The following is a 14093-nucleotide window of genomic DNA, read 5'->3' on the forward strand; positions in this document are numbered from 1 at the left end:
TCAACCTGCAGAAGTGTTCGGTACACGAGGGGCTGGCACTACGGCAGGTGCGCTGGAACGCACAATTTCCGTGGCGCTTTCAACATCGATCAGGTTCGTGTTCAATGAGATTCGCTCACCTAGCTGACCTAAGGTGATCTGCAATGCCTGATGCTTTTGGTACTCCTGGCACCCTCTGGCTCTTCTGAGCGCCACGGCCAGATCCTCGGCTTTACTTGAGGCTTCGTCGCGTTCTTCCTCGTTTAAGCGGTTGAAATCCTCTGCGCCGTCATCAATGCCGGGCTCGCGAATCTCAGCACTCAGTGCTGTGGACAGAGCGTTGGCAGCATTCTCGAAAGCAATGTCATCGCGGCCCCGTTTACCCTCGAAGCTCTGCGCAATCGCGATCATCAACGAAATAGAGGTTGGCCCGCGAGATTTCCAGTGGAAGTCACGCCAGGCTTTGGCGTAGCGACATACCCGAAGGAACTGATTACCCAGATCACCAAAGCGTACGACTTGGTCTCTGATCCATTTGGCAACATCTTCAGGGTCTGATGCCCTCCACAAACCAGACCGAGATGCGAGCATAATGGTGTCAAGATCGTCCCATGTCTGAGCGATAGCCTTCGCTAACACCTCAAAACTTTCGTTTCCGTTAACACTGTCAAAAACCATCGAGCGTCGTTCGTTGTTGAGTGCGACTGTGCGCTCGACAATCTTGCTGAACTCCTCAAGTGGAGCCGCATACAGCGGAATGTCAATGTGTGCCCACGAGCAGACGTCTATCCGGATGCAGGTGTCTTTGGCATCGGAGCCGGTTATCAACGTCCATCTTTCCTGAGCGCAAAGCACCTGCAAGAGCGTTTCAACAAGGTCGAAGTATTTTTTAGCCATCGCCGCTGGCGGGCCGTTTTCCTGCCAAACATCCACAGGCAGGTAGACGCCATAGTCCAAATCAATTTCCTGCTTGTCAGTGTGCGCGGGTTGAATGCAGGTTTTATATGACCAAGAACCTTGCGTCCTAAATCGGGGCTCCACACGCTTTTCCATGCCCAAAACAGCGACGGTCGCGTCGGCAATCGCGGGCTTCAAATATTCACGAATTTTTGTGCGGCATTGGGTCAGAAAGTCACGCTGCTCGTCCGTGGGCGCGATTTTGTCGCTGAAAACGATATCGTCAGCGGAAGAGAAAAACAGCTTCGTAAGGTTCAGCATGTTTCAGGCTCCTGACGTGTTGCGTTGTTGCCGTAGTAAAAGTTTATTGGACGAGCTTGGTGCGCAAGGAACTTCATGAAGTCCGTTTTTCCAAGGCATGTTTTGGCTTTCTCAAGGCCAGAGCCGATGAGCACTTCCTGCGCGTGGATGTCCGCTTTGTCTAGGGCGACCGCCTTGGAGCGATCGTCTGTCAGATCTTCGTCGACATGCATGTAGCGTGAGCCGAGCTTGTGCTGCAGCATGAAGTCGCAGAGCGACTCTTGAACGGAAATCGACAAGCCAAACAGCCGTTGTGCTGCTTTCAGGGGATTACCTCCGCCCCAGTCCATGGCACCGCCCTCACGGTTGTTTTTTGGGTTCACTGTAAATTTGGACGACATCGTCCCGATGGACAGGAGATGAATGTCCGAGCTGGCTGCGTCGAAAAACGTTTCGGCTTCATGGAGCGCGAGAAGACCAGGGGCGTTGGCAAACAACCCGCCATCGACGTATTGGTTGTGTTGGAACTGATGACGCGGAAAGTAGGTTGGAGCCGCACTGGTGGCGAGGGCTATGTCCACCATTGAGTGTTGGTGGTCACGGCGAAAGCTTTCATGGTGCGGGGTTTTGAACAGCACTGGCTTGCCCGTCGAATAATTGATCGACGGGATGACGACCGGGTGCAGGCAATCACCAAGAAGCTTGGTGCCCAGCATTTCAGGCGTTGATATTTGCTTTTTAAGCTCATCGCTGCTGAACGTGGATTTAAAGATAGGCATGCTCGTGCGGGGGTTGAAGATCGCCTCTCCATGCTTTTTAAAGAGGTCTACGATTGCTTGAGCAGGAATCTCTGATGCGATGGCGAGTGCCAGGATGCCGCCAATCGATGTTCCGGCAATGAGATCGAAATGGCGAGCGATGGGGCCGCCGATTTCGCGTTCGACCTCTGCCAATATGGTCGCGGTATACAGTCCTCTGTACCCCCCGCCTGATAGTGCTAAAACCTGAAAGCGATCTGATGACATTTAGACTAATCTCCGGTGCTGCGTATGGGGAGCACGATTAGTCGCAATTTACCGGGATCATCGTGAGTGAAAAATGGAGTTTGGTGTAGTGTTTAGTAAGTTTCGTCTGCGTCGGCTGTCTTTCCCTTCATGAAACTACGCAATGTGATCGAAATATACTGAGCGTGAGTATTTGCTCACGTTTTGTATGTTGATTTGGCAAGGAATACAAAGAACTATAGGATGGAGCGGTTTTTTCTGAGGAAGGCCTGATGTACAAAATTGCGATAATTGAAGATTCGGAGACCGTGAACAATGCTCTTGCGGATTTCTGCCGTAAGCTCAATGGCGAAACTCAGGTAGATCAATTTTTTGACAGAGCCTCTGCGCAGGCTGCGGTCAAAGAAAATAATTATTCATTGATAGTCTTGGATATTGAACTTCCTCCCGAGAGAAATGCTGGTGTAGGTATTATAAGCGAAAATTCAAAATGCTTTAGAAGTCCTGTTATGGTCGTTTCGGGGCTGGATTCATCCGTCTATCGCTCAATCATGTATGAACTTGATGTGTGGGACTATTTGGAAAAGCCTATTGCGCCAGATGGCCAGTCTTTTTTGGCTGCAGCTATGCGAGTGCTGCGAACCGAGCAAAGCGCACAGGTTGAAAATGTTGAAGATGAATTTTCGATAGATCCTGATACGGCAAAAGCGAGCTATAAGGGGAAGAGACTGAATCTGCCTGAAACCGCTAAGGTAATGTTGAATCGCTTTTATAAGGCTAGGGGTGAACTCGTTTCCTATGAGGCACTTTTTGATCTAGTGAAAACTGGTAAAAATAAAGAAGCGATCCGGCAGCATATAAAAAATATCCGTGACGCACTGAAAGATGTTGGCGAGGTCAAGGATCATATTCATGTCGTCAGAATGAAGGGCGTGCGGTGGGTGGACTAGACTTACGGAAGGTAAGAAATAATTTAAATAAGGCCACTTTCAGGATTTATATTGTTGGTGTTCTTGTTATTTTGTTTTTTCTTGTGATTTTTGGGACTTATTTTGCGCTCAATGTGAGCTTTGGCTCTGTGTTTGAACAATATAGATCGAACGTTCAAAGAAATCTTCAGCGAATTGTTTATGAGTTTGATTCTATTGATGGGAGAATTCAGCTGGATAATGCAGGGCATTCAGCTCCCGATATTTTTGGCGTACCGGTTTTTAAAATTCCGCTGGAATATATAAATGTTACTCCTGGGCATGTGGAAGACATAAGACCTCTGCTTGGATGTAGCTTTTCAAGTCTTCTTTCACCCCAAGATAAACTGTGCGTGGGCGTGCTTTCTAATAAGGCTCTAGGTGCTATTGCATATGTTCGGGGATCTTTCGATAAGGGTAACGGGTTGTCCTCTCCGGCTTATATTGAGGATCCTCGTACGGGTGATTATTTCCTAGTAGAAGTTAATGTACGAGGTGTTGCAAGTAAATTCGTCATAACCTTTGATGAGGTTAATAGACAGAGTAACTCTAAAGTTCCCTATTTATCTCCTGCTTGGAGTTTGACGGGGTTCAAAATTGGCACTAGGGACAGATGGGCATACTCGCGTGAGAAGCAAATTAGGGGGCGGGCCCTTAAAGTCAGTGATAAGATCGGAAATGATCGCTTCGAGTTCATTTTTCAAATTCCGATATCTGCTTTTGCGGATGACGCCGTATATGCTTATCAAGCGTCTGAGGGGGCCGTTTGGCCACCCAAGGATCTATCCGAGGCGCGAGTTTCTGTAAAGCTGATTGGTAAGGAGGCGAACGGTGAGAGCAGGATTGTGTTGGACTCATCGATGGCAGATCCAGATACGGTTTTCTCCTTTAGAAAAATGGGAAACTACTTGTCGCCAGGAGAATCTTTAACGTTCAACTTGTCTGATGGCAGCAAGTTTTTGGTAAAGCACTCGGATACAGACAGCCCGGTAGTAGGGCAGCGTTTCCCATTTGGGATTTTAGATCGACTAACAGATTTAATTATAAAATTTATCGTCCCAAAAATTCAAATTAATGAAGTCGCTTTTTTGCCGGGTGGGCGGAGCGTGGCTATTCACGGAGATGCGTCTAGCGTCTTGGGCGGATGGCGTGCGGCTGCCCAGTCTATCATCATGCTTTCGATTCTTTTGATGATAGCGCTCATTGTGGCTTATATTGTTCTTCGCGTATTCGTCTTGACACCGCTTTACCGTGTTAGGCGAAATACCTTGCATATAAAAGAGCGGTTTAAAATTGGCCAAGACCTCACGCTCCCATTCGAAATCAAGGAAAGCCAAAGTGAAGTCGGTGTATTGTGGCGAAATATTTTAGATTTGCATGAAGAGGTATTGGCCTACAGTCGTAGCGCTGTCGAACGGGCGAAGTCGGAACAGAAGCTCCTGCAAGCCATTGGTCATGAGATCAGGTCTCCCCTGCAAGACCTTTTGCTGCGTCATAATGATGAAAGTGATCCGAGTGCTCGTTATGTTCGCAGGATTTCATTTGCAGTGCAAAATTTATATGGCGGCACGTTGGGGCAGGATAATGGTGACAATCTAAATCTGAAAACCCCTCAGGAAGCGATGAGTTCATTAAATGGCAATATTACCAAGGAAGATGTTGTTGAGTATTTGGTTAATGCCTCGGAGTCGTCAGTCAGTGATGTTGTGTACGTCGGGCAAGCTTCCTCTGCGATTGTCATGGCAGACGGGGATATGCTGGAGTCCGCTCTCACGGCTATTTTAAATAATGCAAATGATTTTAGAGTGCTTGGTACTTCTATTTTTTTTAGCGTCGAGCTTGTGGGGGGCGATGTGCTTGTAACTGTTCATAATACAGGCCCATGCGTTCCAAATAACCCTATTGAAGAAATTTTTGAATACGGGGTGTCTGCGCGCTCAGGGAGGGATGAGCATTTGGGGCAAGGACTCTATATGGCTAATACGTACGTTTCGCTCATGGGTGGGACGTTAAGTGCAGTCAATACTGTAGACGGAGTTCGATTTGAAATGAGGTTTCCCTGCGTTGAGTGGGTACCATTAGGAGAGCGCTCGTGAGCTTCTGTCATGCCTGTCGAGATCGCTGGAAAGTCTAACGCTTAGATTGTTAGTATATATTCACAATCTAGAATGCGAACAAATTTGATAAATGCTCAGCACATAACAATGTTCGAGTTTTTTGTAGGATAATCAGCTTCCTACGCCAAGGCCTTATACTCGATAATTGATCAGTTCTGACGTAAGACGACGAATTTCACTGGCAGCAGGTGAGTGCGGAGCTATATCGATGAGCGAATGGAAATAGCAGTACCCATCCAGAAAATTCCGGCCTTCATTATAAAGCTCGATCGCGATCTTGTGAGATGCTGTCATTTCCGTTGTCAGCATCGGCAAATCCAGCTTATGAATGAGCTGGCTCAAGCGCTCACGACGCAAATATATTTCGCGCTTGGCTTGCTGGAGATCATCACGAGTCTCATCGCTCAAGCCTGGGAGGTCTCCTACGAACTCTTGCAGCTCTCTGCTGACCCCGCCCACATCGCAGTTTGTAATCAGCCCAAAAAAGGCTGGCGTAGCCTTACGACACTTGATGGCTCTTTGGGCTGCGAGAAACGCCTCCGCGCTCTGAATTGAGTAGTAGCAGTTGCTGTCCAGAACAATCGCCACCAAGTCGGCGTGTCTTCGGATCAGTTCGGTCTTCACGTTGATATCCAGAAAAACGTAGTCGTATCGAGTAATCAGATCGCTGAGCCGTTCGGTGGCTAAAGCCTTGCGCTCAATCGCCTTGAAAACGTGACCATAGATAAAGCGGCCCATCTGTTGCTCCTCAATGGGTAGATGGGTGACATGTTCGCGAATCTCTTTTTTCATTTTTTTGAGATCCGCCGGCGAGGTTACAAGGTCGAGCTCATCGTAAAAGTCAATTTTGCTGACTTGGGTGCCAGTAGCCGGCCCCCGACCGTCATGGCACATCCCGCGAAAAACCCCGTCGTCTGTGACAACAGCAACCTTCAAGTGCTGCGCCGCTAGCTGTGCTGCAACGTTAATCGTGATGGGCGATTTGCCAACACCACCTTTGTAGCTGGTGATAGACAACACACGCCCCAGTGGTTTTCCATTCGGACGAGCTGTGAACTCTGGGGGTATCTCGATTCCGGAGCGTTGAAAGAAGCTCCACAGTGCTTTTTCGGATGGCTGGCGGTCATACTTTGCACCTTTCAAGGTCTCCCAGGAGCGCCAAGTCCGCTCGTCCACAAATGCTCGCTTCGCTGCCAGTGCGACGCTGATCTTTGCTGACTTGCGAAGTGTTCTAAGTAATATGCGAAGCTCGTCTCTCATTGGTCTTCTCAGGCCCTGTCTTGGTGAGAGGAAGACTAGCTAATGTCTCCAGCCGAAAAAACTAGGAGCATTGCTCCTAGCTCAGTCACGGCTTGTCGGTAATTTAGAAGAGAGGAAGGGGTATGGCTTTAACGCCAACTGCCATTTACCGTCACAGGACGAGCATCGAATGTGCGTTAAGCATTCTGCAGGATGGTTATTTCAACCCTGTGAGCGAAGACCCTCTGAACGGGGATGCTTGCATGAATCTTTGGGATCAGCAGACAAATCTTGCCAGTAACATTACAAAAACAGGCGTAGACATCGTGGTCGCCTGGTATGGCACGCCTGCGGTCAGGGGTAACCCGAGCTCCTATACGCCTCTTCCCCCTGCGACCTGTATCGATTTCAATCCGTGGAGGGTCGCTATTACTCAGCATATACCGAAGGGACTGCTGCGAGTTTTACGGGTAGAAGTGGTTGATAAACAGAGGGTGGATGATTTTCTTCAGAGTAAGTTCTGGCGTGCTCGTACGCCCTGCGGCCTTCGGCAAGAGAGACTCAGACTCTTTCGGTATATCAGGAGGGAGATCAGAGCAAAGGATTGCTTCCTGGAGATAAAATGGTGTCGATTCATCTGATTCAACGGCAGGTGGCTGAATGAAGAAACGATATAGTCACTAATCAACTAATGGTCAAGGCGGCAGGCTCATGGAGGCAACAATGCTGGTACAAAAGGCCGTAAAACTAACAATAAAAGAACACCAGATTTTGGATTCAGTTATGCCTGGTCAGGATGGTTGGCACTTGCAGAGTGACTTGGAATGTTTGACGTCGTGTCCTGGTTATGGGCAATGTGACGGCCAAGGGCCTGATGGGAAGGTATGTTCCGATCGTTGGAGAGAGTCTTCACTGAGTGATGACTCAGCCAAGGTTTTCGTTCATGTCCTGAGAAATTTTGATTTCTACAACCAAGGTGATTTGCCAGGGCTGGCCGCGAAATCGGAAGAGGTTACGGCACTCCGTTTCAAATTCTTGCAGGCGATGGATGACTTTTCTTCTCAAGAGTACACGGAAGGCTCTTTACTGCTGACCCAGCATCGCCGGCGTGAACGTGCCAAAGGCCTTTCGCTGCGTTTGAAGTGGGAGCGTTTTGATCAAACCGGAAAACTTGAATGTGAAGCCTGTGCTATCGATTTCTTCGCAGTTTATGGCGAGGCTGGCTTTCGGGTCATCGAGTGTCATCATCAGATTCCACTGTCTCATGAAAATCACATGGGTAAGACCAGGCTGGAAGATTTGGCGTTGCTGTGTGCCAACTGTCACCGACTCGCTCACACAGATGAACAGTTGCATGGCGTCGATGCGCTGAAAGAATACGTCAAGGAAGCGCAGGGAAATCCGTTACCGCCGGCTTGATGCTGCCCTGAGTTTTTAGAGCTTCACGATGGATCATCGTGAAGCTCTGGATTGTTAGCGAACGTTGAGGCGCAGAACGTAAGCGATCACCCGCATTGCATAAGCTTGGCGCTTGACCCAGCGATAGGTCACCTGCGACGAGGTCACCAGATGATAGCGATCGTTAAGGTCGACTGATTGGTTCGGTCGCTTCTGACTGATTGTGAGAATCAGAGAGAGCTCAATGAATAGAAGGCCTGACACGGCTCAGCCCCTGTCTGATGAGATCAAGGCGCACAAAAAGAATTTTTGGAATCAATAAAACTGCATAGTCTCTTTTTAGGCCCCGGCTGGCTAAAGTTGACTGCATAGGCCTGCGCCTTCAGGCACGTGTTATTGGGTGAGACGTAGCGGCTGATCAGACCAATCAACTGAAGAGTGTCACCAACTTTCATCGGCTCGCCATCAAATATAGGCCCTCCACTGTCACCCCGACAGAAGGAGCTATCAGTGGGGGTGGCAGCCGCATCAAAATCCCAAACGAACGATTGGCGAGGTGTCAAGAGATTAACTGTCAAGGGGCCGATAAGTAAGCCATCGGGTTGTCCTCCGTTGTAGTTACTTTCACCATAGCCCGCAATCGTTATCCTTCTACTGCCTGAGGAGGGGGCAGCGGCCAAATTGGCAATGGGTACCCATGTTGTTGTGTCGGCCTCGGCAACTTTTAGGACGACAAAGTCATAATCATTGTCGCCGCATGTAGATGAACAATTATGATTCAAAACCTCATCAGGAACCATGGGCGCAGAGATCAGCGAAAGGGCTTTTCCGCTGGGTGAAATTACTTTTATTTGAGACGCGTCTATGAGTCGATCATGCATTCCAGTACTGTCGATCACGCAGTGTGCTGCCGTTAAAATTTTGCCTCCTCCTATGAAAACTCCCGTGCACTTGGAGTGTGGGGATATTTCAATTTTTAGCACTGACACAAATTGTTTCCTGTCCCAATCGATCTCTTGGCATCGAGTGGGTTGTGACTTGGCTAACAACCCTATCCTATGATCACACGCGGGGTTTGCTACGAATACTTGGTTTAGTAGTATTTTATAGATATCGCCGCTCAATTTCTCAGGCAGTATCACAGTGGGCATGTCGGCATAAGAGATTTTTGCTAGAGCTGGTTTGATTTCATCTTTAAGTGTAGGAGGTGAGATCACAATTCCTGAGTTTATCGCTTGCAAGGCTGATCTGTTGAGCAGGTCTGTACGGAAAGTTTCGATATCTTCGTCGCTTGCTCGGGACAAGAATGCGGTCGACGTGTTCGTTCCCAGCGCCTTGTTTGTAGCACCTATCAAAAGCCCAGGATTCAGTGCCGCCGCCGTGGTGATGACTTTGGAATCGTCTTTTGAAAGAGAGCCTCTTTGTTGCAGTCGCTCTATCAATGTCCGACCGACCACATCGTTAGTCGGAGACGGTGGGGTAGCCACTGGTGTGCTTTGAATGGCTTGGCATCCAGACAAAATTATTACCAAGCAGAAAAGCGCTCCCGGTTTCATTGGCCACCCAACCCGGTAAGCCTGCGTTCAGCCTCAATTTTGTCGGCTTTAGCGTTCAGCATTTCTGTCTCAGCCTTTACAGCTTGCAAAGGTGCACTGGCTTCTGCAGCGTCCTCAGCAGCTTCAGTACTGCGTTTTTTGCTTGCATAGCCTTCATAGGCAGTTGCCGACTCAGAAACCGTTGAAGCGATTTTCTCAAATCGGCTTTCGGCTCCGTAAGTAGCACTTTCTAGTCGCCCATTGGGGGCAAACGAAACAGCAATATTATTTTTCTCAAAGGGCCTGTTCTTCAAAGGGAGAATGGCATAACGGCCCAACTGCGCAATCTGGGTGCTGAAGATCGCAATCGTTTCCGATTTTGGATCATCATGGGCCCCAGCGCTAACCTTGATGGTAGCGTTGATGGGTTCTCTGTAAATGATTCCTTTTTCAGAAAGCTCACTAGGCGGTAACGCTGCAACTGGGGGCGGTGCTGAAAGTTGTATGCCAGTCGTTAACAACCGTTTGAATCGCCGCTTGTTTTCTTCTGTTGCAGCTTTAATTTCCGAGAAGTTGGCAATCCAGCTTTCGACGTAACTGTCTCGCGGCGTTTTTGATATAGGCGTATTGCTCTTGTCCGGATCAAATACGTATGTTTCTGAGAACTGCAGAATTGATTTTGCGTACGTGATACTCGCAACCCAGTTAGCGCGAGTTTTCTCATCCAAGGACTGATCCATTAGCTTGGTTGTGCCATCGTTGACCGTCTGTAGTGCCTTGTACACATAATCATGACATAGAGACGGTTCGCCTGAAGCCGCTGGTGTTCCCGTAAGAACTCTCGCCGTGCTGAGTGCTGTGGAAACCACGGCCTTGGCCACCGCAGCTGTCTTGTCCTCCACTGTTGTATTGAGTGTGTGAAGTGTTTGGTTGTCATACAGTGTTGCAACCAGTGATGTGGTCTTCCATCCGGATGATAGTGTGTCCAGTGGAATAGAATACTTTTCAGTCTCGTCCGCCATAGTGAGCTCTGCGATAGTTGCAGTTTGAGAAATTACCAACTTCACATTTCGCTCGGGTACTTTCGCATTGATATCAGGGCAGCTCTTCAATTCATACGTGGCGGTTACGAGGTAGCGTTGTTTAGGTAAAAAATAAGTTATTCCCGGTTTCGTGGGCTGAGCGCCAGGTTGTATCCGTTCATGTTCTAGTGAGGTAGTGCACCCGGCTACCCCGGCGCAAAGAAATACGATCATCCGATTTTTATTGGACACGATATTCCCCATCCCTGATGTGGCAATTGGCTATCTCGACAGAGTATTGGCGACTTTTTTAAAAAAACCTCTGAGCATTCAAAAAATTTATTTATTGGGACTGGTTAGAAGAAAGGTAGAAGCTATTTGTGGTTCCCGAACGCTGTCGTGATCATTTCGATGTCCCCGATGATTTGCTCACCCAGCACATCGGAAATGATAGGCCACCAGCACTCGGTGCTGGATGGCATCGGGAGGGTTGCTAGCGGCTGCTTTCCGAAATGTCTGGCATGCTGCTTAGATTTTTAGAGCTTCACGACGGGTCATTGTGAAAGTCATGATTGTTAGCGAATATTGAGGCGTAGCAGCCTGGCGATAACCAACATTGCATAGGCTTGTCGCTTGACCCAGCGATAGGTCACCTGCGACGAGGTCACCAGATGATAGCGATCGTTTAGATCGTCTAATTGACTCAGCAGCTTCCGTCGATCAAATACAGAAAGCCCCTCAGAAGAAAGTTGCGCCATGAGAGCCGCGCGCTTCCTTTCATAATCTTCTGCCCATGCGGGTCGGAAACGATTTTGTATCGTCTCCAAGCGCAAATAAAGATAAGCAGTCGCCGACAAGGTGATTGATGAACTTACAACCGTTAGGTCGCCCTGATTCCATAAGGCTGCGAGTGCCATGCAAGGGGAGGCCGCGACAAGCGATAGATAAACCCAGCGTTTGGGAGGATCGATTCCGTGGTGTGACAACCTACTGTTGAGTGCAGCAATCATGATGCTTCCTCGGTGATGGGATACGAAGGATCCTCTCACAAGTCTTTCAGTCGATCATCCCAAACCAGGGTCAAAAAAATACGGTCTGCGCTTGTGCTAATGAGGGCATGGAAAGAAGGGCGCAGAACCAACACCTGCGACTTCGCTGTCTGGTGAAAAGCCTCCTCTCGGCTAACCTTTTCTATCCGGCTTAGGAATCGGGTTCATCAGCTTGTCCCGAGTCAATCCATTCAGCGCCGCGTTGTGAATGAAGATCTGAGCAGTTTCGGCCATGAGTTGGAGCTCTTTTTTCAACCGATTATTCTCCTCCTGCAGTCTGAGAATCTGCTCAGCTGCAGCGGTGAGGCTTTTCGGCAACGGCATACTTGCCATGCGATCCCGGTCTGAAGTGATCTCCGCTTTTCTAACTTTGTAAGCGTTAACAACCAATGCTTTCCCGGCCAGCGCTTGGCGGGTTGGAACAAAGCCCAAGGCCGATTGAGAGGCTTCGCATATAGCCTCCCAAGTCAGCTTTTTCTTCGACGGCCACTCTCTGATAATGGCCGTTATAGCTTTAAGCTCCTTCGCGGTGAACGCGCTAGGCATCGTTGTTTTCTTCCATTAATTCTTTCAGGCAGCTTAACAAATCGTCGCTGTAGACGTCACTGAGCCCACTGGACTCAAGCAGTTCAGGGTGTTTGGTCGTCAATATGCGCTTGGCGTGTGTGAAGTCATGACCCACCATTTGCACCGGGCTACCATCCGGAATCGCTGGATTCTTGTGCATCGCCACAATCTCATCCAGGCGCACCAGGTACAGTTGATGGCGATCGACCCAGCGTGTCGCCGCACGATTGCCTGCCTCGATTTCCTTGAGTGCTGCCTCCAGGTTTTCCGCAACATGCGCGCGCTCGCGCTCCACGGCCTTCAGGGAGTTCTTGTGCCCTTTGCAATGCAGCAGCTCTGAGCAGTTCAGACAGTCTGCAGCCTTCTCACAGGCTGATACCGTCCATGGATGAGTACAGATGCCATACCGGGTCGTTATGTGGGGCCCCTTGCCGAGGATGCTGTATTCCTCCTCCGTGATAGGTGTGTGTGTGGTATCCGTCACCGGTATCAAACGATCACCAATTTCCCGTGCAGTCCGCTTCGGGTCTTTATGCATGTACGTGCGTGATTGCTGAACAGATGCGCGACCGCTCCATGCAGTAATTCGTTCGATGGCAACACCCGCCTCTTCAGCGGCGGTGTTCAAGAAGTGCCGGAGTTGATGGGATTTCAGGGTGATGTTTTCGTAACCATGTCGGTGCAAGAAAGAGGGGTACGTCTTGCCATTGAGCTTGCTCACGTTGTTCTGAGACAGACGCTTGTTGTAGTAATCACCATTGATGGGGGCCAGGAAAATCGGGCTCGTCGCGAAGCCATCCGCCAATTGGAATTCGCGGAAGCAAAGGAGTGATTCCGACATTTTGGGCGGCGTGATGGAGCAGAGCCTCGGGTCTACCTGGTAAGGGAAGAACGGGTTGTTCTTTTTGTGATACTCAACCACGGATGCCCACAGTGTCCTAAGCGTCCACCCTGCCAACCTTCGATGGCCCTCCATCCATTTCATCAGGTTTTCTGCTGACTTGAGGGTAGGGCGACCCAGTGCTGCGACGGCTTGGTCGCGTGTCAGAACCTGATTGGGGGGAATATCAGGACAGGTTTCGTGCGGATAGAAGTCCTTCGCGCCTGATTCATAATAGCGCGCGAGCTTTCGACCTTCTTCAGTGATTTTTTCCAAGCGTCGGAAAGCCTCTTCGCAGTGGCTTGCCATCACCTGCGGAATCTCTTTCGTAACAATTTTGTTTATCTTTGGAGAGTAGTGCCGCAGGAATTTCTGAGGTTGGCCGAGAGTGTCGAAGTCCTCTTCTAGCGATACGGGCTTCAGCCAGCTCTGTTCATTGATGCGAAAAGGTGCCGAAAGGAAGATGGCCGTAATACTAGTGATGTAGGTTGCCTCATCATTCAGATCACCTGTGTGGCCGTTTGCAAAGATTTCGGCGAGCGCCAACAGAGTTTCGTCAAGGGGAAGCTTCGTTTCTCGGTCGTAGGTAGCGCCAGGTTCTCGTAGGCCTCGGAAAGGGTGCTGCCAGTGGCGAATGCCGCTAGAGGTGATGTTGTGCTTGGTGACTTCATCAACCAAGTTTTTTAGCGCCGCGCCCATACCTAAAAGATCGACATAGGTCTCCTTGATGATGGCAGAGGCGCGATCAAGGTGCTGCTCCGAAAGCCGAGTAATGTCTGCATATCCGTCTACTTCAATGAGCGCTTTTTCAACGACCATTATTATAGAGAAGTCTTTTGCGGGCACCTTTGCGGCGCTTCCTCGTCGCGTTTCCACGATGTAGGCCTTGGCGAACTCAATAAACTCTGGTGCTAGTTGTTGGCTTGCCGAGGGCGTGACGCTCTTATGCAACCCCGCGTTCTGCAAGTTCAAAAAGCGAAGCCTGCCACGAGGTAGTACCCATACGTTGTCGCTCCAGTTAAAGCTTGAGAGACTGGCATATGTTGGGTTCACATGCCTTGCATTGAAGATGTAGTTGGCAAGGTTTTGAGCGTTCGCGATAGTGGCTTTTGATTTGAAAGGCGTTGGCGTTAACATT

At 49.4% G+C, this 14093-nt stretch carries 11 protein-coding genes; 3 read left to right on the top strand and 8 right to left on the bottom strand.

From position 1 onward, the window contains the following. Positions 1-1197 carry a CBASS cGAMP synthase gene (locus HDC30_RS22910; protein ID WP_183785104.1) on the bottom strand — a complete coding sequence of 399 codons (1197 nt, stop codon included), beginning with the start codon at positions 1195-1197 and terminating at the stop codon, positions 1-3. Further along, a complete protein-coding gene (locus tag HDC30_RS22915) occupies positions 1191-2201 on the bottom strand; it encodes a CBASS cGAMP-activated phospholipase (protein WP_183785106.1) in 1011 nt (336 codons plus the stop codon). Before HDC30_RS22915 ends, HDC30_RS22910 begins: the two co-directional genes overlap by 7 nt. A 251-nt stretch (positions 2202-2452) precedes the next feature. Between HDC30_RS22915 and HDC30_RS22920 the strand changes: the two genes are divergently transcribed. Next, positions 2453-3130, top strand: a complete 678-nt coding sequence (locus HDC30_RS22920) for a response regulator transcription factor (RefSeq protein WP_183785108.1) — start codon at positions 2453-2455, stop codon at positions 3128-3130. Beyond that, the gene (locus tag HDC30_RS29380) at positions 3118-5244 is read left to right on the top strand and encodes a HAMP domain-containing sensor histidine kinase (RefSeq protein WP_183785110.1); all 2127 of its coding nucleotides are present in this window, start codon (positions 3118-3120) and stop codon (positions 5242-5244) included. Before HDC30_RS22920 ends, HDC30_RS29380 begins: the two co-directional genes overlap by 13 nt. 153 nt (positions 5245-5397) lie before the next feature. Here the strand turns inward: HDC30_RS29380 and HDC30_RS22930 are convergent, their stop codons facing one another. Beyond that, the gene (locus HDC30_RS22930) at positions 5398-6525 is read right to left on the bottom strand and encodes a ParA family protein (protein WP_183785112.1); all 1128 of its coding nucleotides are present in this window, start codon (positions 6523-6525) and stop codon (positions 5398-5400) included. A gap of 702 nt (positions 6526-7227) precedes the next feature. Here HDC30_RS22930 and HDC30_RS22935 point away from each other — a divergent pair. Then, positions 7228-7923 (top strand): HNH endonuclease, encoded by a 696-nt coding sequence (locus tag HDC30_RS22935; RefSeq protein WP_183785114.1) that lies wholly within the window; start codon positions 7228-7230, stop codon positions 7921-7923. A gap of 266 nt (positions 7924-8189) precedes the next feature. Here the strand turns inward: HDC30_RS22935 and HDC30_RS22940 are convergent, their stop codons facing one another. From HDC30_RS22940 to HDC30_RS22960, 5 genes are all read right to left on the bottom strand, one after another. Beyond that, complete coding sequence (locus HDC30_RS22940; protein ID WP_183785116.1) at positions 8190-9389, bottom strand: trypsin-like serine protease; 1200 nt, start codon at positions 9387-9389, stop codon at positions 8190-8192. A 65-nt stretch (positions 9390-9454) separates the two neighbouring features. After that, positions 9455-10711, bottom strand: a complete 1257-nt coding sequence (locus HDC30_RS22945; protein WP_183785118.1) for a hypothetical protein — start codon at positions 10709-10711, stop codon at positions 9455-9457. Between the two features lie 323 nt (positions 10712-11034). Beyond that, on the bottom strand, positions 11035-11469 hold the full coding sequence (locus tag HDC30_RS22950; RefSeq protein ID WP_183785121.1) for a hypothetical protein: 435 nt from the start codon (positions 11467-11469) through the stop codon (positions 11035-11037). 171 nt (positions 11470-11640) lie between these two features. Continuing rightward, a complete protein-coding gene (locus HDC30_RS22955) occupies positions 11641-12054 on the bottom strand; it encodes a hypothetical protein (RefSeq protein WP_083366139.1) in 414 nt (137 codons plus the stop codon). Continuing rightward, a complete protein-coding gene (locus tag HDC30_RS22960) occupies positions 12047-14092 on the bottom strand; it encodes a hypothetical protein (RefSeq protein WP_183785123.1) in 2046 nt (681 codons plus the stop codon). The genes HDC30_RS22955 and HDC30_RS22960 overlap by 8 nt, the downstream gene beginning before the upstream one ends. Position 14093: the final 1 nt, after the last annotated feature.

Source organism: Pseudomonas sp. JAI115 (genome assembly GCF_014200835.1).
Lineage (GTDB): Bacteria > Pseudomonadota > Gammaproteobacteria > Pseudomonadales > Pseudomonadaceae > Aquipseudomonas > Aquipseudomonas putida_A.

Excerpts from the sequence above, each read along its gene's own strand:
- HDC30_RS22935 (WP_183785114.1), top strand. The coding sequence starts at position 7,228 with ATGCTGGTACAAAAGGCCGTAAAACTAACAATAAAAGAACACCAGATT.
- HDC30_RS22960 (WP_183785123.1), bottom strand. The coding sequence starts at position 14,092 with ATGTTAACGCCAACGCCTTTCAAATCAAAAGCCACTATCGCGAACGCT.
- HDC30_RS22930 (WP_183785112.1), bottom strand. The coding sequence starts at position 6,525 with ATGAGAGACGAGCTTCGCATATTACTTAGAACACTTCGCAAGTCAGCA.
- HDC30_RS22910 (WP_183785104.1), bottom strand. The coding sequence starts at position 1,197 with ATGCTGAACCTTACGAAGCTGTTTTTCTCTTCCGCTGACGATATCGTT.
- HDC30_RS22915 (WP_183785106.1), bottom strand. The coding sequence starts at position 2,201 with ATGTCATCAGATCGCTTTCAGGTTTTAGCACTATCAGGCGGGGGGTAC.
- HDC30_RS22950 (WP_183785121.1), bottom strand. The coding sequence starts at position 11,469 with ATGATTGCTGCACTCAACAGTAGGTTGTCACACCACGGAATCGATCCT.
- HDC30_RS22955 (WP_083366139.1), bottom strand. The coding sequence starts at position 12,054 with ATGCCTAGCGCGTTCACCGCGAAGGAGCTTAAAGCTATAACGGCCATT.
- HDC30_RS22920 (WP_183785108.1), top strand. The coding sequence starts at position 2,453 with ATGTACAAAATTGCGATAATTGAAGATTCGGAGACCGTGAACAATGCT.